18 protein-coding genes are annotated in these 17,073 nt (G+C 57.5%); 9 read left to right on the top strand and 9 right to left on the bottom strand.

What is annotated here, in order from left to right:
• Positions 1–216: 216 nt before the first annotated feature.
• The 8 genes from ACR0J4_RS05575 (at position 217) to trpB (ending at position 7,920) form a co-directional block, all read left to right on the top strand.
• Entirely contained in the window at positions 217–753 is a 537-nt protein-coding gene (locus ACR0J4_RS05575; protein ID WP_170555619.1) for a hypothetical protein, read from the top strand.
• Between the two features lie 264 nt (positions 754–1,017).
• Positions 1,018–2,703 carry a tryptophan halogenase family protein gene (locus ACR0J4_RS05570; RefSeq protein WP_170640477.1) on the top strand — a complete coding sequence of 562 codons (1,686 nt, stop codon included), beginning with the start codon at positions 1,018–1,020 and terminating at the stop codon, positions 2,701–2,703.
• A gap of 278 nt (positions 2,704–2,981) precedes the next feature.
• Complete coding sequence (gene rpsA / locus ACR0J4_RS05565) at positions 2,982–4,658, top strand: 30S ribosomal protein S1 (protein ID WP_170377709.1); 1,677 nt, start codon at positions 2,982–2,984, stop codon at positions 4,656–4,658.
• A 269-nt stretch (positions 4,659–4,927) separates the two neighbouring features.
• Positions 4,928–5,212 carry an integration host factor subunit beta gene (ihfB, locus tag ACR0J4_RS05560; RefSeq protein WP_008758048.1) on the top strand — a complete coding sequence of 95 codons (285 nt, stop codon included), beginning with the start codon at positions 4,928–4,930 and terminating at the stop codon, positions 5,210–5,212.
• Between the two features lie 7 nt (positions 5,213–5,219).
• Positions 5,220–5,570 carry a lipopolysaccharide assembly protein LapA domain-containing protein gene (locus ACR0J4_RS05555; RefSeq protein WP_170378121.1) on the top strand — a complete coding sequence of 117 codons (351 nt, stop codon included), beginning with the start codon at positions 5,220–5,222 and terminating at the stop codon, positions 5,568–5,570.
• A 9-nt stretch (positions 5,571–5,579) separates the two neighbouring features.
• A complete protein-coding gene (locus ACR0J4_RS05550; protein WP_170377711.1) occupies positions 5,580–6,221 on the top strand; it encodes a phosphoribosylanthranilate isomerase in 642 nt (213 codons plus the stop codon).
• Between the two features lie 47 nt (positions 6,222–6,268).
• Positions 6,269–6,604: a DUF3291 domain-containing protein gene (locus ACR0J4_RS05545; RefSeq protein WP_170640475.1), complete on the top strand. Its 336-nt coding sequence runs from the start codon at positions 6,269–6,271 to the stop codon at positions 6,602–6,604.
• A gap of 68 nt (positions 6,605–6,672) precedes the next feature.
• On the top strand, positions 6,673–7,920 hold the full coding sequence (gene trpB, locus ACR0J4_RS05540; protein WP_170640473.1) for a tryptophan synthase subunit beta: 1,248 nt from the start codon (positions 6,673–6,675) through the stop codon (positions 7,918–7,920).
• Positions 7,921–7,969: 49 nt separating this feature from the next.
• On the opposite strand, the gene hmuQ is transcribed toward trpB, so the two are convergent.
• The 8 genes from hmuQ to ACR0J4_RS05500 all read right to left on the bottom strand — a co-directional run bounded on the left by hmuQ (position 7,970) and on the right by ACR0J4_RS05500 (position 14,377).
• Positions 7,970–8,290: a heme-degrading protein HmuQ gene (hmuQ, locus tag ACR0J4_RS05535; RefSeq protein ID WP_170640471.1), complete on the bottom strand. Its 321-nt coding sequence runs from the start codon at positions 8,288–8,290 to the stop codon at positions 7,970–7,972.
• Between the two features lie 84 nt (positions 8,291–8,374).
• Positions 8,375–8,752 carry a DUF2237 domain-containing protein gene (locus tag ACR0J4_RS05530; RefSeq protein ID WP_170640469.1) on the bottom strand — a complete coding sequence of 126 codons (378 nt, stop codon included), beginning with the start codon at positions 8,750–8,752 and terminating at the stop codon, positions 8,375–8,377.
• Between the two features lie 10 nt (positions 8,753–8,762).
• The gene (locus ACR0J4_RS05525) at positions 8,763–9,926 is read right to left on the bottom strand and encodes a serine hydrolase domain-containing protein (protein ID WP_170640467.1); all 1,164 of its coding nucleotides are present in this window, start codon (positions 9,924–9,926) and stop codon (positions 8,763–8,765) included.
• 81 nt (positions 9,927–10,007) lie between these two features.
• Positions 10,008–10,691, bottom strand: coding sequence for an aminoacyl-tRNA hydrolase (gene pth, locus ACR0J4_RS05520; protein WP_170640465.1), 684 nt, complete (start codon positions 10,689–10,691; stop codon positions 10,008–10,010).
• A gap of 137 nt (positions 10,692–10,828) precedes the next feature.
• Positions 10,829–11,482, bottom strand: a complete 654-nt coding sequence (locus ACR0J4_RS05515) for a 50S ribosomal protein L25/general stress protein Ctc (RefSeq protein ID WP_170377725.1) — start codon at positions 11,480–11,482, stop codon at positions 10,829–10,831.
• A 235-nt stretch (positions 11,483–11,717) separates the two neighbouring features.
• A complete protein-coding gene (locus ACR0J4_RS05510; RefSeq protein WP_170640463.1) occupies positions 11,718–12,884 on the bottom strand; it encodes an alpha-hydroxy acid oxidase in 1,167 nt (388 codons plus the stop codon).
• A gap of 133 nt (positions 12,885–13,017) precedes the next feature.
• Positions 13,018–13,809 carry a tryptophan synthase subunit alpha gene (gene trpA, locus ACR0J4_RS05505; protein WP_170640461.1) on the bottom strand — a complete coding sequence of 264 codons (792 nt, stop codon included), beginning with the start codon at positions 13,807–13,809 and terminating at the stop codon, positions 13,018–13,020.
• Positions 13,810–13,888: 79 nt separating this feature from the next.
• A complete protein-coding gene (locus tag ACR0J4_RS05500) occupies positions 13,889–14,377 on the bottom strand; it encodes an acyloxyacyl hydrolase (protein ID WP_170640459.1) in 489 nt (162 codons plus the stop codon).
• A 199-nt stretch (positions 14,378–14,576) separates the two neighbouring features.
• On the opposite strand from ACR0J4_RS05500, the gene ychF reads away from it, so the two are divergent.
• Positions 14,577–15,674, top strand: a complete 1,098-nt coding sequence (gene ychF, locus ACR0J4_RS05495) for a redox-regulated ATPase YchF (RefSeq protein WP_170640457.1) — start codon at positions 14,577–14,579, stop codon at positions 15,672–15,674.
• Between the two features lie 188 nt (positions 15,675–15,862).
• On the opposite strand, the gene ACR0J4_RS05490 is transcribed toward ychF, so the two are convergent.
• A complete protein-coding gene (locus ACR0J4_RS05490) occupies positions 15,863–16,804 on the bottom strand; it encodes a hypothetical protein (protein ID WP_170640455.1) in 942 nt (313 codons plus the stop codon).
• Between the last annotated feature and the right edge of the window lie 269 nt (positions 16,805–17,073).

The raw sequence follows: 17,073 nt of genomic DNA, 5'->3' as shown, positions 1-17,073 counted from the left end.
GGGTCATCCTTTCATTTTCAGATCCGGGCTGAGGTATCCCTCCGCCGATGTGACAAAATTAGGATAGGAGTTTTGTACGTGTAATCGCAGATAAGCCGCGAAACTATGCAGATCGTTCAAACATCTGGATTACACGCAAAAACACTTCACACAGCTTTGTTTGGCCAGTGACCCGGTTGCTTTCTAAGGTAAAGGGGCAACTATGGGAGCGGCCTCATGATCCGACTAGCTGTGATTTTGTTCCTCATCGCCGGCAGCGTGAGCGCGCAACAGGCCGAACCGCCCGTACCTGAGGGCGAACCTCCGATGACATATGAGCGGTTGGGCAGGATCCTCTTTGCGCTTGATCCGGAGACGCAGCCCAGCGGGCCAGGGTTCCAGATCACCATTGCGGATGTGCCGGTTCTGGTGATCACCGATGTAGTGGCCGATCGAATGCGCGCTATGGTGCCTATCAGCAGCACGGCAGATCTGACTGTGGAGGATCTGCAACGGATGATGCAGGCCAATTTCGACAGCACGCTGGACGCGCGCTATGCGATTGCCAACGGAACCCTTTGGGCCGTGTTCATCCATCCTCTGTCGCCGCTGAAAAAGGATCAGCTGATCTCGGGCCTGGCGCAGACGGTGAACATCGCAAACACCTATGGCACTCTTTATTCGGGCGGAGCGGCTGAGTTCGGAGGGGGTGACAGCGGCGATCTGCAGCGTGCGCTGATCGATGAGCTTTTGAAAAAGGGCGAGGAAATCTGAAATCGGAATGTGACTGCGTTTCAATTTGACAAACCTCGGCGTTGCCGGATTTTTTGGCGCTGTCAATTCGGGGCTAAAAGACTAAGTGAAACCTAGTAAGCCTCTGCTCAAGAAGGGTAAAATAGCCACATCGACAGGACCCTAGCCAGACGTAACAAAACTGTTATGCTCCCCTCACAAGCAATAAAGGGAAGGCCGCCGGAAACCTCCAAAGAAAGGGGGAAGTGGCCACAAAATTCCCTAAGCCAACAGGGACAGACAAACATGACCAAACGTTTGCGCAAAATCACCATCGTGGGTGGTGGGACCGCGGGCTGGATGACCGCGTTGATTTTGGAGATGGTGCTGTCGCGCACCTCCGCGCCCAAGGATCGCCCACGTATCTGCCTGATCGAAAGCCCCAATATCTCGACCGTTGGTGTGGGTGAGGCAACGGTTCCGAGAATGCCGGTCACGCTGAGGCAAGCGGGCATTTCCGAACGGGACTTTTTTCGCGAAACCAATGCCTCATTCAAGCTGGGCGTGAAGTTCTGCAATTGGAACAAGGACGCCAAGGGCAATCGCATCGACTATGTGAACCCGTTCGCCCATGGTCAGATGCTGGAGGGGTTGGAGACGGCCGAGTATTTCCTGCGTTTTGGCAACGGGGATCGGGATTTCACCCAGTCCATCTCGCCGCATGACGATCTGGGTCGGATGTGCAAGGGCGCTCGGCCCTTGGGGGCACCGGAATTCGAGCAGCGCTTTGGTTACGCGTATCACCTGGACGCCGTGAAGTTCGCGGGCATGCTGACCAAGGTCTGCACCAAGCGTGGTGTTGAGCACATTCAGGATGAGGTGCAATCGGTCGAGTTGGATGAGCAGGGCAATGTCAGTCACCTGATGCTCGAGCGCAAAGGCCGTCACGACATTGAAATGGTCATTGACTGCACAGGGTTCCGTGGTCTGATCATCAATCAGGCTCTGGGTGAACCCTTCATGGATTACTCGGACTATCTGCCGAATGACCGGGCCATGGCGTTGCAGATTGAACATCCGGATCCAGAGAAGATTGAAAGCCTGACCCGCTCAACTGCGCTTGGGGCAGGGTGGACATGGCGCGTGCCGCTCTTCAACCGAGTGGGCACGGGCTATGTGTTCTCATCCGCGCACCGGACGGACGATCAGGCGGCGGATGAATATCTTGAGTGGCTGGGCGACAGCGGCAAGGGTCTGACGCCGCGCGTAATCCCGATGCGCGTTGGGCGCGTGCGTAACGCGTGGGTCAAGAACTGCGTGGCGATCGGCCTTTCTGGCGGGTTCATCGAGCCGCTGGAAAGCACCGCGATCCACATGATCGACCATGCCGTGCGCTGGTTCGCCGAGCATCTGCCAACACAGGACATCGAACCAGCCTTGCGGAAGCGTTACAACCGGCAGATGGACAAGCTCTATAACGAGGTGTTGGAGTTCATCTGTCTGCACTACCGCCTTGGTAACCGCACCGATGATCAATACTGGATCGACGCGCGGACCGAAATGAAACTACCTGACCGGTTGGCCGAGAACCTTGAACTTTGGCAGCATCGCTTGCCGATGGAACATGACATTGAGTTCGTCTCATTGTTCGATCACCGCGTCTACCAGACGGTTCTGTTGGGCAAACAGGTCTATGATACGGGCTATGGCGAAGGCATCCGCGACCGTCTGCGTCCATTGAAGAAACCGATCTGGTTCCATTGGTGGAAGGGCGCGCGCATGCACCTCAACGAGATTCTGCAAACAATGCCGGATCACAAAACGCTTCTGCGCGATATTCGGGGTGAACTGAAGAAGCCAGCTTTTGGCAAGGCGGCTGCAGTGAAGCCCACTGTGGCCATGCCGGGCGCAAAGCCGGCTCCGGTTGTGGTTCAGAATATGCCGAACCTGGCCGAAATCCAAAGCGGTGCGAAGGACCTGCAGTTGTTCTAGGGCGCTTAGGCATGGGCAGAGTAATCTTCGACACCCGCTGCGGTGCCGTGATTTAGGCTTTGCCCTTGCGTATCTGGCTGAAACAGCCTATACGCGCGCTGTCTGAACAAGGGCGGTTAACGTCCGGATGACGTATCTGAGCAGGGCCGGGTTACCTCGGCCCTTTGTGTTTGTGTAGTCAGATGCGCACCGGGCCACGCCCTAAGACATCATGAAACAAGACCGGCGGAAACAACCGCTCGGCCAGCAAAAACGTATGTAAAGGAAAATGACGCCACATGGCTAACGCATCCATGGAGGAATTCGAAGCCCTCCTGAATGAAAGCTTCGAAATGGACACACCCGAAGAGGGTTCTGTTGTCAAAGGTAAGGTTCTGGCGATTGAAGCCGGCCAAGCCATCATCGACGTAGGCTACAAAATGGAAGGCCGCGTTGATCTGAAAGAATTCGCAAATCCCGGCGAAGCCCCTGAAATCGCTGTTGGTGACGAGGTCGAAGTATACCTGCGCGCCGCAGAAAACGCCCGTGGCGAAGCTGTCATCTCGCGTGAGATGGCCCGCCGTGAAGAGGCATGGGACCGTCTGGAAAAAGCATATGCCGACGACCAGCGCGTCGAAGGTGCAATCTTTGGTCGCGTCAAAGGTGGCTTCACCGTCGATCTGGGTGGTGCAGTTGCATTCCTGCCCGGCTCGCAGGTTGACGTTCGCCCCGTGCGCGATGCTGGCCCGCTGATGGGGCTGAAGCAGCCGTTCCAGATTCTGAAAATGGACCGCCGCCGTGGCAACATCGTTGTGTCGCGTCGCGCAATCCTGGAAGAATCGCGTGCCGAACAGCGTGCTGAAGTCATCGGCAACCTGTCCGAAGGGCAGACCGTCGAGGGTGTTGTCAAGAACATCACTGAATACGGTGCATTTGTTGACCTGGGCGGCGTTGACGGCCTGCTGCACGTTACCGACATGGCATGGCGCCGTGTGAACCACCCGTCCGAGATCCTGACGATCGGCGAAACCATCAAGGTTCAGGTCATCAAGATCAACAAAGAGACCCACCGCATCAGCTTGGGCATGAAGCAGCTGCAGGAAGATCCGTGGGATCTGGTCGCTGCCAAGTACCCGCTGGGCTCGGTCCATCAGGGTCGCGTCACCAACATCACCGACTACGGCGCGTTCGTCGAGCTGGAAGCCGGTGTCGAAGGTCTGGTACACGTGTCCGAGATGTCCTGGACCAAGAAAAACGTCCACCCCGGCAAGATTGTTTCGACCAGCCAGGAAGTCGACGTCATGGTTCTGGAAATCGACGGCGCCAAGCGTCGCGTGTCTCTGGGCCTGAAGCAGACTCAGCGCAACCCATGGGAAGTGTTTGCAGAAACACACCCCGAGGGCACCGAGGTCGAAGGCGAAGTCAAGAACATCACCGAATTCGGTCTGTTCATTGGCCTCGAAGGCGACATCGACGGCATGGTTCACCTGTCGGACCTGTCCTGGGACGAGCGCGGCGAGGATGCGATCCAGAACTACCGCAAAGGCGACATGGTTTCGGCCGTTGTCTCGGAAGTTGACGTCGAAAAAGAGCGTATCTCGCTGTCGATCAAAGCCCTGGGCGGTGACAAGTTCGCCGAAGCCGTGGGCGGCGTGAAGCGTGGCTCGGTCATCACCGTTGAAGTCACCGCGATCGAAGATGGCGGCATCGAGGTCGAGTACGAAGGCATGAAATCGTTCATCCGTCGTTCGGACCTGAGCCGTGACCGCGCCGAGCAGCGTCCTGAGCGCTTCAACACCGGCGACAAGGTCGACGTCCGTGTCACCAATGTCGACAGCAAGACCCGCCGTCTGGGCCTGTCGATCAAGGCACGCGAGATCGCCGAAGAGAAAGAGGCCGTGGAACAGTACGGTTCCTCCGACTCGGGCGCGTCGCTGGGCGATATCCTGGGTGCAGCGCTGAAATCCGGCGACTAAATCCAGTCTCTGACCCGATACAATTCAACGGCCCCGTACATGTGTGCGGCGCCGTTTTTGTTGCGAATCAACAAGTTCCCAAACTGGGCGCTAAAATGTACATACTATGTGCATGAACGGGATTTTGGGTGTTCAAGCTAAAAATCATGCGAGTTTGCCCGAAATAGCAGCTTCTACACACAGAGTTTACGTTCCCCCGAACCTGGTTTTTTTCTATACTGTCCAGAACACTAGAGATGGTAAACCGGTCGCCTGGGAGGGTAGCGCGCATGATCCGTTCTGAATTGATTCAAAAAATTGCTGACGAAAACCCGCATTTGTATCAACGCGATGTCGAGCGGATTGTGAATACAGTTTTCGAGGAAGTCACCGACGCAATGTCGCGTGGCGACCGGGTCGAGCTGCGCGGATTTGGCGCGTTCTCGGTAAAAAAGCGCGACGCGCGGGTGGGTCGCAATCCGCGCACCGGCGAAACTGTGCAGGTCGAAGAAAAATGCGTGCCGTTTTTCAAGACGGGTAAGTTGCTTAGGGACCGATTGAACGGTAAAGCCTGACCTTATGATGCGCTACATTCGATATGCTTTTCTGGGGGCACTGGGGATCATCTTGGTCTCGGTCTCCCTTGCCAACGTAGAATCCGTTGAACTCAAGCTGATGCCCGACCCTCTGGCCGAGCTGCTGGGTTTCAACCTGTCTACCTCGCTACCGCTGTTTCTGGTGGTGCTGGGCGGCGTTGTGGCCGGTCTGGTCATCGGGTTCCTGTGGGAATGGATGCGCGAGCATAAGCATCGTCGCGATGCGACCGTCAAAAAAGGCGAAGTGCGCAAGCTTGAGCGCGAGGTCAAGAAGCTCAAGAAGAAGCAGAATGAAGGCAAGGACGAGGTTCTCGCCATTCTGGATGAGGCAAGCTGAGCCAAAGCAATGCCTGATGTGTCTGTCAAAATCTGCGGTTTGACCGCCCCTGATCACGTGCGCGCTGCTGTTGATGCAGGCGCGCGGTATCTGGGGTTCAACTTCTTCGCCAAATCCCCCCGCTATGTCTCGCCGCAGCAGGCCGCCGAGTTGGCGACCCATGTGCCGGCGGGCGTGGCCAAGGTGGCGTTGGTGGTGAATGCCTCGGATGAGGTGCTGGACGACATCACGCAGAACGCTCCGTTCGATATCTTGCAACTGCACGGGGGCGAGTCGATTGAACGCGTGCAGCAGATCAAGGACCGGTATGGTTTGCCGGTGATGAAGGTGATCGGGGTGGCCGATGAGGCTGACCTTGCCACCATTGATGCGTTTAGTGACGTGGCGGATCAGCTGCTGATTGACGCCAAGCCGCCAAAGAATGCTGTTCTGCCCGGAGGCAACGGCTTGGCTTTTGACTGGCGTCTGCTGGCGGGGCGCAAATACTGGCGCAAGCCGTGGATGCTGGCCGGTGGCCTGACCCCTGACAATGTGGCCGAGGCGATCCGTATGACGGGCGCGCGTCAGGTTGATGTCGCATCCGGCGTCGAAAGCGCGCCGGGAGTTAAAGATGCCGCCCTAATGAAGGCATTTATCGACGCGACGCAGTGATCTGATCTCGTATTCGCGCCGTACCTCTCGACGGAGGGGTACAAAACATGCTGGCGGCAATAGGCGGCGTTTCTCTGAAACACTGGTACAACGCGCCAGAGTTTTTCTGGCGAGCAGGGCAGGCCTTGCGGCAAGCGCGGGGCGATCCGCTATGCCTGCATGCGGCGACTTTCCGTCAAGACGGTCTCTATTTCTCGCTCAGCGTCTGGCACGATATCGAGGCGATGCTGACCTTCGCCCAATCAGGCCCGCACCGTCGCCTGATGCAGGAGGCGAGCCGTTTGGCAGATGTGAACCAGTTCCACCATTTCCCTTGCATAGGGGTCCCAACGACTGAGCAAGCGCTTGAACTTTGGCGGCATCATACCCTGGCTGCTGAATGAGGCGTTTTGCCCATGGCAAAACCTGCCGCTACCTCCTATGAACAACGGATACGACGCGGGAGACTTCCATGGCCAACGATCTTTTCAATTCCTTCATGTCCGGCCCTGACGAACAGGGGCGTTTTGGCATTTTCGGCGGGCGTTTTGTCAGTGAGACGCTGATGCCGCTGATCCTGTCGCTGGAAGAGGAATATGACAAAGCCAAGGACGATCCGACGTTTTGGGCCGAGATGGACGACCTGTGGGCGAACTATGTCGGGCGCCCCTCGCCGCTTTATTACGCAGAACGGCTGACCCAGCATCTGGGTGGTGCCAAGATTTATCTGAAACGCGATGAGCTGAACCATACCGGTGCACACAAGATCAACAACGTGTTGGGCCAGATCATTCTGGCACGCCGTATGGGCAAGACCCGGATCATCGCGGAAACCGGGGCAGGGCAGCATGGTGTGGCCACGGCCACCGTCTGCGCCAAGTTCGGCCTGGAATGTATCGTCTATATGGGCGCGCATGACGTGCAGCGTCAGGCGCCGAACGTGTTCCGCATGCGTCTGCTGGGGGCTGAGGTGATTCCGGTGACTTCGGGCCGTGGAACGCTGAAGGACGCGATGAACGACGCGTTGCGCGACTGGGTGACCAATGTGCGCGACACGTTCTACTGCATCGGCACCGTGGCTGGTCCGCACCCGTACCCGGCTATGGTGCGCGACTTCCAGTCGATCATCGGTAAGGAAGCCAAAGAGCAGATGATGAAGGCCGAGGGCCGTCTGCCCGACACGATCATCGCTGCCATTGGCGGTGGCTCAAACGCGATGGGCTTGTTCTACCCGTTCCTCGACGACAAAGAGGTCAACATCGTCGGCGTCGAAGCGGGCGGCAAGGGCGTGAACGAGAAGATGGAGCATTGCGCTTCGCTGACCGGTGGTCGTCCGGGCGTGCTGCATGGCAACCGGACCTATCTGCTGCAGGACGATGACGGCCAGATATTGGAAGGCTATTCGATCTCGGCTGGTCTCGACTATCCGGGCATCGGGCCCGAGCATTCCTGGCTGAACGATATCGGTCGTGCGAACTATGTCGCCATCACTGACAAAGAGGCGCTTGAGGCTTTCCAACTGTGCTGTGCCACCGAAGGCATCATCCCGGCGCTGGAGCCCAGCCACGCGCTGGCCCATGTGATGAAGATCGCGCCTGATCTGCCCAAGGATCACCTGATCTGCATGAATATGTGCGGACGCGGTGACAAGGACGTGCAGACCGTCGCAAAATACCTGAACTTCGACATGTCGGACACCGAAGGCCGCACGGCGGACTAACATTCGGTCAAGCGGATGGAACCGGCCCCCGGAAAGGGCCGGTTTTTCTTTAGCCCTCTTGCAGGACGGTTTCGAACCCTTCGAACTGCGGTGGGCCCATAAGGGCGGTTTGGGTCTTGCTGTTGCCTGCATTCTTATGCGCGTCGCGGAACTGTTCCGACTTGGTCCAGGCTTCGAAATCTGCGCGGCTGTCCCAGATCACATGGCTGGAATACAGGCGATATCCGTCGCCTTCGGGCCCTTTGAGCAGGCGGAATTCCTGAAACCCTTTCAGCTCGTTCAGACGGCTCTGGCGTTCCTTCCAGACGTTTTCAAAATCGGCTTCACTGCCGGGCAGGACCTGGAAACGGTTCATTGCGATAAAGCTCATGGCTTTCCCCATTCTGTCGTGTTCCAGGCTGGCGAAACGAAATGTCGGCTGGCTTTTGGTATAGAGAGTATTCCCCGCCCGCCGTCAATTGGCGCGCGCTGCGTGTTGGCGCAGGATGTCCAGCGGCACGATCTCAAGTGCGCGCTGATGCGTGGCTTCAAGATGGACCTTGGGCGCACAGCCTTCGTCATGCGCCTGAAGGAAGCGACCGACGCAAAGACACCAGCTGTCCCCGGGGTTGAGGCCCGGAAAGTTGAACTCGGGTCGAGGGGTGCTAAGGTCGTTGCCAACGTATTTCGAATAAGCCAGAAACTCAGCCGTCATGACGGCGCAGACGGTGTGGCTGCCCTGATCCTCGATGCAGGTGTTGCAGGCCCCGTCGCGGAAGAACCCGGTCAAAGGGTCTTTCGAGCAATCGGCCAGAACCCCGCCGAGAACATTGATGCTGTCTTCTTTCTGCATGAGGCTCACCTTACAGGCTTTGCGCGATACTGCGGAACATTTCGACATTCTGTTCGTTGACGCCCTGATCACGGAATTTACGATCCGCACCGGTCGTCATGATCAGAACGCCACGAGGCTGGTCGAAATACATATATTGCCCATAGACCCCGCGGGCCAGAAATTCTCCTTCATGCGCACCAATGGGGATCCACCACTGATAGCCGTAGCCGATCTTTCCCGGCTCGGTCGGGGCGCTGGGCCAGGTCGATTCCTTGATCCATTCCGCGGGCACCAGTTGCTCGCCGTCATGCTCTCCGCCCTGCAGGATCACCTGGCCGAAGCGCGCAAAGTCGCGCGTGGTGAAATTCAGACCACCCAGCACAAAAGCCACGCCTGCCCCGTCGGTGACATAGTAACCGTCACGTTCCAGCCCCAGGGGCTGCACGATCTTCTCGGTCATCAGCTCCGTGACGCTGCGCCCGGTCGCCCCCCGGATCACCATGCCGATGACATGCGTGTCGATCGACACATACTGCCAGCTCTCCCCAGGTCCGATGAAGCTGTCCTCTAGCGCGATGGTGAAATCATCCAATTCGCCCCCGAGGGCCAAAACGCGACCCATCCTGTTGATGTCAGAGTTCGGGTCAAAATAGTCCTCGTCAAAGACCACCCCGCTGGCCATGTTCAGCACATTGCGGATCGAGGCGGTCTCATAGGCGCTGCCGGTCAGGTTGGGCGCGTATTTCACCACCGGATCATCAAGCGATGTGATCGCGCCTTCGTCTAGCAGAATCCCCAGAAGCGCCGAAAGATAGCTTTTGGCCACCGACCACGAGATGCGACGGTCGTCGGGACCTGTCCCCAGATAATATTCCTCGAACCGGATCTGGCCGTCCTGCATCACCAGAAGCGAGGTCACGGCGCGATCCTCGATCCAGTCATCGGTCCCTTCGGGCAGGTCAAAACCGGGGCCGTAAGGCAGCTCCCATGTTGGGCCGTTGCCTCGAGGCAGATTGGCGGTCAGGAAAGCCTCATCCATGTGAGAGAAATTCTGGACGATCTTCTCTTCGGAAAACAAAGAGTTCACGGCCAATAGACGTTGAATTTCTTCGCGTTTCCAGACGCCCACAACCACTGCGGCCAGGACCAGTGCCAGAATGATCCGCAACACCCATTTGAACAGAGCTTTCATGAAATGCCTCCCTCTTGGTTGACATAGGAGCGCGAGACGCCGCATTCCGCAATCAAGACCTTACGGCACCAAGGGCGCAGGCTATTTGAACTTGTCCAACAGCTTTTGCATGGCCGAGCGGTTGTCGTCTTCGGGAACAGGCTTTGCCTCGGGTTTTGGGGCCGATTTTTCGGGCTTTGACGAGGTGGAAGAGCGGGGTGGGGCGGTTCGCAAAGCCACCGCATTCATGAACTTGCCGCCGTCACCATCCGCAAGATGGCCCGCGCCATCTGCAACGCCGTGCAGTACGTCCTCCAGCCAGTCCCCATCGGCTTTGGCAAAGTCACCCAGAACATAGGGCGAGACCATCTCTTTCCGCCCGGGATGCCCGATGCCCAAACGCACCCGATCATAAGCCGGGCTTATATGCTCATGAATGGATCGCAGCCCGTTGTGCCCGGCATGACCGCCGCCCGCCTTGACCCGCACTTTGCCGGGCGCAAGGTCCAGCTCGTCATGAAAAACGGTCACGTCGGTTGAGTCGAGCTTGTAGAACCGCATCGCCTCGCCCACGGATTGACCCGAGCGATTCATGAAGGTCTGCGGCTTGATCAGAAGCACCTTTTCGTGCCCTAGACGCCCTTCGGCGATCTCGGCCTGAAACTTGGACTTCCAAGGGCCAAAACCATGATCATCGGCAATCCGGTCCAGCGCCATGAAGCCGATATTGTGCCGGTTGTGGGCATATTTCGATCCCGGGTTCCCCAATCCGACAAATAGCTTCATGCCACAATCCTCTTTCGCATGCCTTCAGCGCAGAGGGGTGATGGCATGAAATGGCATCCGTTTTCCAGTCCGATGGCAAAAGAAAACGGGGCCCGATGTTGGGCCCCGTTTCACAATCCGACAATTCGAATTCGGATTTATTCTTCAGCTTCTTCCTGGCCGACGACTTCTACTTCGTCCGCGGCCACTTCTTCGCCGTCTTCGTCGTCGCTGGTCGACAGACCGGTCGGTGCCGAAACGTTGGCGATCACAAAGTCACGGTCGATGGTCGGCTTGGTGCCTGCGGGCAGGTCAACCGACGAGATGGTGACAACGTCGTTGATCTCCATGCCTGTCAGATCAACGGTGATCTTCTCAGGAATGTCGCCAGCGGTGCACATCAGTTCGACTTCCGGGCGAACAACGGTCAGAACGCCGCCCTTCTTGATGCCGGGGGCCGCTTCTTCGTTGACGAATTCAACCGGGATGAACAGCGCGATCTTGGTGGTCCGACGCAGGCGCATCAGGTCCAGGTGGGTCGGCAGGTCTTTGACGACGTCACGCTGAACGTCACGGCAGATGACGCGTACGTCTTCGTGGCCTTCAACCTTCAGGTTCCACAGGGTCGACTTGAACCGGCCCGCTTTCAGGCGCTTGAACAGTTCGTTGAACGGGATCTTGATCGCCAGCGGATCTTTGTCGCCACCAAAAACAACGCCCGGAACCATGCCTTCGCGGCGGGTCTGACGAGCGGCGCCCTTGCCTGTCCCCGTCCGTTCCAGAGCTACGAGATCAGGAATCTCTCCAGCCATGATATATTCTCCAATGTTAGGGCGGGCATCCTCCAAGGCTGTATGCCCGCGTGAAGCCGCGTCCTTAGCTTGTTTCTTACGGTTTGGAAAGCGGTATTTTGCGAGGCTCTGCCTCGCGCTCCGAGGTATTTTCAAACAGAAGAAGATGCGAAGCGTCCGTTGCTTCTTCTGTTCAAAAATACTTCAGGGGCGTCGCGCCTTCAGAGGCGGCGGGGGCAGCGCCCCCTAGGCCGGTTCAGCTTTGCCAGCGCCCGCCGAAGTCTTCGGGCACAAGCAGGTTGTGACGGCCAAGATCTGCGACATTGCGCTCGCCGCACAGGGCCATTGTGGTATCAAACTCCTTCTGAATAACGTCCAAGGCGGTCGTCACGCCAGATTGACCCATCGCGCCTAGCCCATAGACGAAAGCGCGGCCGATATAGGTGCCCTTTGCCCCCAGTGCCAAAGCCTTTAGGACGTCCTGACCCGAGCGGATGCCGCTGTCCAGATGCACTTCGACATCGCCGCCGACAGCGTCCATGATCTCGGGCAGAATGCGGATTGAACTCAGCGCACCGTCTAGTTGGCGGCCTCCGTGATTCGACACTATGATGGCGTCCGCGCCGAGTTTGGCGGCCATCCTGGCATCTTCGGCGTCGAGTATGCCTTTCAGAATCACTTTGCCGCCCCATTGCTCCATCAGCTTTTCAACCTTTGCCCAGTCGAGGCTGGGGTCGAATTGCTCAGCCGTCCACGCGCCCAGTGAAGAGGCGTCAGAGATACCTTCGACATGACCGACGATGTTGCCGAACTCACGCCGTTTGGCTTGCAGCATTTCGATTCCCCATGACCATTTGGTCATCAGGTTGGCGATGGTTTTGGGTGTGAGTTTCGGTGGGGCGGAAAGGCCGTTCTTCAGGTCTTTGTGGCGTTGCCCCAGAATCTGCAGATCCAGCGTAATCACCAGTGCGGAGCACTTGGCATCCTTGGCCCGCTGGATCAGGCGGCTGACATAGTCTTCGTCCTTCATCGTGTAGAGTTGAAACCAAAACGGTTTGTTTGTGTATTCCGCCACATCTTCGATTGAGTTGATCGACATTGTGGAAAGAGTGAAAGGAACGCCGAATTCCTCGGCTGCTTTGGCTGCCTTCATTTCCCCGTCGGCGTGTTGCATTCCGGTCAAGCCGACAGGGGCAAGCGCAACGGGAAGCGCCACGTCCTCTCCAATCATCTGCGACGCGGTCGACCGGCCCGCCATATCCACGGCCACTCTTTGGCGCAGGCGGATTTTCTCGAAATCCGAACTGTTTTCGCGAAAGGTCTGCTCGGTCCAGCTGCCGCTTTCGGCGTAGTCATAGAACATGCGCGGCACACGGCGTTCGTAGATCCGGCGCAGGTCTTCAATCGTCGTAATCACGGGCATGTTCGGGAACCTTCCTTGAGTTGTCCCGAACTGTGTAACCGGCCAGAGGGCAGTTTCGCAACGCTATCTCGCAATCAAAAAACGCGGCTGTTCCAGGGCAGCCGCGTCTTAAAAGCAACCTGATCGTCGAGGCTTACGCAGAATGGGCACCATCCGCGAGGGACTTCACGAAATCCAGTACCTCGGACACTGGCTTGCCCGCGCCGATCTGGCTGACGATGGCCGACCCAACAACCGCCCCATCCGCGACTGAGGCGATGGCTTGCGATTTCTCTGGCGTGTTGATGCCAAAGCCAACGATGACCGGCAGGTCGGTGGCGGATTTGATCCGGGCGACTTCAGGGCCGACATTGGTGGCCTGCGCCTCCGCCGCTCCGGTGATTCCGGTGATCGAGACGTAGTAAACAAAGCCCGAGGTGTTCTGCAGCACGCGGGGCAGGCGTTTGTCGTCGGTGGTTGGTGTCGCGAGGCGGATGAAGTTCAGACCAGCGGCTTGTGCGGGCAGGCAAAGCTCCTCGTCTTCTTCGGGCGGCAGGTCGACGACGATCAGGCCGTCGACGCCCGCATCTTTGGCATCTTCTAGAAACGCGTCGACGCCACGGCTGTAGATCGGATTGTAATAGCCCATCAGAACAATCGGGGTCGCGTCATCGGTTTCCCGGAACGCGCGCGCTAGATCGAGCGTACGCTGCAGCGTCATACCGCCATCCAAGGCTCGCTGGCCTGCAAGCTGAATCGTCGGCCCGTCCGCCATCGGGTCGGTGAAGGGCAGGCCAAGCTCAATCACGTCCACGCCCGCAGCCGGCAATCCTTTGACGACCTCAAGCGAGGTCTCATAGTCTGGGTCGCCTGCCATCACATAGGCGACAAAGGCCTTTTTCCCCTCGGCTTTCAGAGCGGCAAACTTGGCGTCGATACGGGTCATGGCATGTCCTTGCAGTCAGGTTCGGACCTGATGTGCAGAAAGTTTTGCCGAAAATCAATCCCGCCGCGGCCGCAAACTCTCAGAACGCGAAGTGATAGCGGAAAAGCAGGGCGTTGACGCCCGGATTATCCTCTTGCGTGCTGGCGTTGGATTTGTGGGTGATGGCCATCGACACCTTGTTTCCATTGTCCAGTGTGTATCCCACCCCAAAAAGGCTGCGGATCTGAAAGCTACCGCCGAGATCGTTCAGCTCATCGGCCTCGGAAAAGTAGCCGGGCATGACGCTGCCTTCCAGAAACCAGCGATCGTTCAGAGAATAAAGACCAACCAGACCCACGCCGATATGGGTATCGCCCGCTTCGTCGATCGACAGGGCTGCGCCCCACCCAACGCTGAACCGGGTCGCCTGACGAAACGGGCGGTGCTGATATTCCAGCGCGATAAGCGCATGATCGTCCGAGTCGCTGTCCGAGAAATCTGCGAAACCAGCCCCTAGAATAATGGACTGGGCATGTGCCATGCCGGCGCATATGGCCAGAACAGCCGACAAAGCGAGGATTTTCTTCATAGGAACATTTCCGTTTGGTCTTCGATGTTCCTTTTCACGTGCTTATTCCAATGGCCTCTTTTCAATGCGCCCGCGAACACAACAGGGGAACAAATCCGTGAATCCAGCGTGAGGGTGAAGGGCGCCCATCACCCACATTGGCTTGCGCATTCACGCTGACCCGCCTAGAAGCAGCCGCGAAAAGCATCAGGAGACCGTCATGGGCTTTAAAATGGGAATCGTGGGTTTGCCGAATGTGGGCAAGTCGACCCTCTTCAACGCGCTGACCAAAACCGCAGCCGCCCAGGCCGCGAATTTCCCGTTCTGCACCATCGAACCCAATGTGGGCGACGTGGCCGTTCCTGATGACAGGTTGGACAAGTTGGCGGCGATCGCTGCCTCAAAACAAATCATCCCGACGCGGATGACCTTTGTGGATATCGCCGGTCTGGTGAAAGGGGCCTCGAAAGGTGAAGGGCTGGGCAACCAGTTTCTTGCCAATATCCGCGAGACCGACGCCATCGCCCATGTGCTGCGCTGTTTCGAAGACGGCGATGTGACCCATGTGGACGGCCGGGTCGATCCGGTGGCCGACGCTGACACGATCGAGACCGAACTGATGCTGGCTGATCTGGAAAGCATCGAAAAGCGCCGCGCCAATCTGGTGCGCAAGCTTAAGGGCAACGATAAAGAGGCGCAGCAACAGGACCGTCTGCTGTCTGAGGCGCAGGAGGTGCTGGAAAACGGCAAGCCCGCGCGTCTTGTTGAGGTCTCGGACGAAGACACCAAGGCCTGGAAGATGCTACAGCTTCTGACGACAAAGCCTGTGCTTTACGTCTGCAACGTGTCCGAGGAAGAAGCCGCCGAGGGCAACGAATACTCGTCCAAGGTAGCCCAAATGGCCGCCGCGCAGGGGAACGCGCACGTCATCATCAGCGCCAAGATCGAAGAAGAGATCAGCCTGCTGGAATTGGACGAGGCTGAGATGTTCCTAAGCGAAATGGGTCTGGAAGAACCCGGTCTCGACCGTTTGATCCGCGCCGGTTACGACCTGCTCAAGCTGGAAACCTATTTCACCGTCGGCCCGAAGGAGGCTCGCGCCTGGACCATCCGCACTGGCACCGCCGCGCCGCAGGCCGCAGGCGTCATCCATGGGGACTTCGAGAAAGGCTTTATTCGCGCTGAGACCATCGCCTATGACGACTACATCGCCGCCAATGGCGAGCAAGGTGCTAAAGAAGCAGGTAAGATGCGGGCTGAGGGCAAGGGCTACATCGTCAAGGATGGCGATGTGATGCACTTTTTGTTCAATACTTGAGCATCAACACCTTCACTATTCGAATGCTTTGGTGCCACTGGATGCGCACCCGAGCTATGACCACTTTGAGCCCAAAACGGACCTTCTGTGCCGCTTCCATCGCTGAAATCTATTGTACCGTAACACGCACCAGCACGAGACGATGTATCCATATACCCTAAGTCTGCGGGGTGGTCATTCCGGGACGTTTACCGATACGGAGTTACGTTAATCTTTGTGGCTGGGTTCAAATCATCGTTCGGGTCCGTAAAGATGCCTTCTGGAAAGGACACCGAGATGGGCCGATCTATCGTGTCCATGCACAGCATATGATTGTTGTCCCCGTCACCTAGGTTGGCGAGCGCGAGCGGCTTCACTTCACGACGGGTCCCATCGGGTGCCTCGACGGTGATAGTATAAAGATCGCGTTCTGCCTCACCTGGTTCGCTGCCATCCTTCAGCGTCACACCCCCTTCCCACGTTACACGGATCGCCTGAACGACGCCTTCCGTCGGGCAGAGGCTACCCCTTACGCGACGCGGGCCCAAAGTGCCGACAAGTGTCCAGTCCTCAACAACTTCGGCCAAAACAATCGATGGTCCATCTTCTAGTGTTATCACCGACGCACTCACTCCCTGAAAATCAAGCGTGCCGTCGATCGACTGCAAATGCCCGACAACGTCAACCCTAACCGGTGGGTCGCTTTCGGCGGGTCCCAATTGCCCTATCAAAAGAACCGTGCGCAACTCACCTGGGTCTGTCGCTGGGAGAACGGACGCGCAGTGCATCTTCCCCGACGCGCCTGACCGAGTTGTGACTTTAAAATCCCCGGCCTGCATAGTCGCGATGTCTATCTCAGTAGAAAAGATCACTGGCATTCCGGTGTTGCCCTCAGACCCCCTGCAAATCACATTTGAGACGCGTGGAAGTGCGTCAAGCCCGTGGAAGGCCGAGAGGAGTTTGGCGGATTGTCCGTTCACTTCTCTAGGCAGGCCAGCATCTGGCGTCGTATCAATGAGGTCGCGATTGGATATGTTGTCAGTCCACGACCCCGGTCCATACATAGTGAACCAAACAACTCCGGCGCTGATTGCCACCGTCACACCTAGCAAGCCGGCGATGATGGTCCGCTTCGAAATGCCCTTGATCACACAAGTTACCTCTGCAAGTTGTGGGTCGAGGATTCAACTCTTACCGTAAGCTTCATGTCCAAAGAAGAAGAGTCTGGTAAGAAACCACAAGCGTAGAGAAGCAAGCTCAATGGGTAGCGAGAATTTACTCGTCTAAGCTTCAGTTGGGCAGAACCATCGTCAATAGCGTCGACCGTATCTACACAACTGAACGGCCTGAAAATGGCAGCTTCGTCCGCGCTATTGATTTTCAATACAAGCCCGGCGAAGGGCAGGTTCGTGCCACCGAA

This window comes from Ruegeria sp. B10 (assembly GCF_056539825.1).
The sequence above is the reverse complement of the archived record's forward strand: the minus strand, read 5'-3'. Positions and strand labels throughout refer to the sequence as shown.

What these genes read in the sequence shown, in the direction of transcription:
- ACR0J4_RS05575 (WP_170555619.1), top strand. Translation starts at nt 217, where the DNA reads ATGATCCGACTAGCTGTGATTTTGTTCCTCATCGCCGGCAGCGTGAGC.
- ACR0J4_RS05570 (WP_170640477.1), top strand. Translation starts at nt 1,018, where the DNA reads ATGACCAAACGTTTGCGCAAAATCACCATCGTGGGTGGTGGGACCGCG.
- rpsA (WP_170377709.1), top strand. Translation starts at nt 2,982, where the DNA reads ATGGCTAACGCATCCATGGAGGAATTCGAAGCCCTCCTGAATGAAAGC.
- ihfB (WP_008758048.1), top strand. Translation starts at nt 4,928, where the DNA reads ATGATCCGTTCTGAATTGATTCAAAAAATTGCTGACGAAAACCCGCAT.
- ACR0J4_RS05555 (WP_170378121.1), top strand. Translation starts at nt 5,220, where the DNA reads ATGCGCTACATTCGATATGCTTTTCTGGGGGCACTGGGGATCATCTTG.
- ACR0J4_RS05550 (WP_170377711.1), top strand. Translation starts at nt 5,580, where the DNA reads ATGCCTGATGTGTCTGTCAAAATCTGCGGTTTGACCGCCCCTGATCAC.
- ACR0J4_RS05545 (WP_170640475.1), top strand. Translation starts at nt 6,269, where the DNA reads ATGCTGGCGGCAATAGGCGGCGTTTCTCTGAAACACTGGTACAACGCG.
- trpB (WP_170640473.1), top strand. Translation starts at nt 6,673, where the DNA reads ATGGCCAACGATCTTTTCAATTCCTTCATGTCCGGCCCTGACGAACAG.
- hmuQ (WP_170640471.1), bottom strand. Translation starts at nt 8,290, where the DNA reads ATGAGCTTTATCGCAATGAACCGTTTCCAGGTCCTGCCCGGCAGTGAA.
- ACR0J4_RS05530 (WP_170640469.1), bottom strand. Translation starts at nt 8,752, where the DNA reads ATGCAGAAAGAAGACAGCATCAATGTTCTCGGCGGGGTTCTGGCCGAT.
- ACR0J4_RS05525 (WP_170640467.1), bottom strand. Translation starts at nt 9,926, where the DNA reads ATGAAAGCTCTGTTCAAATGGGTGTTGCGGATCATTCTGGCACTGGTC.
- pth (WP_170640465.1), bottom strand. Translation starts at nt 10,691, where the DNA reads ATGAAGCTATTTGTCGGATTGGGGAACCCGGGATCGAAATATGCCCAC.
- ACR0J4_RS05515 (WP_170377725.1), bottom strand. Translation starts at nt 11,482, where the DNA reads ATGGCTGGAGAGATTCCTGATCTCGTAGCTCTGGAACGGACGGGGACA.
- ACR0J4_RS05510 (WP_170640463.1), bottom strand. Translation starts at nt 12,884, where the DNA reads ATGCCCGTGATTACGACGATTGAAGACCTGCGCCGGATCTACGAACGC.
- trpA (WP_170640461.1), bottom strand. Translation starts at nt 13,809, where the DNA reads ATGACCCGTATCGACGCCAAGTTTGCCGCTCTGAAAGCCGAGGGGAAA.
- ACR0J4_RS05500 (WP_170640459.1), bottom strand. Translation starts at nt 14,377, where the DNA reads ATGAAGAAAATCCTCGCTTTGTCGGCTGTTCTGGCCATATGCGCCGGC.
- ychF (WP_170640457.1), top strand. Translation starts at nt 14,577, where the DNA reads ATGGGCTTTAAAATGGGAATCGTGGGTTTGCCGAATGTGGGCAAGTCG.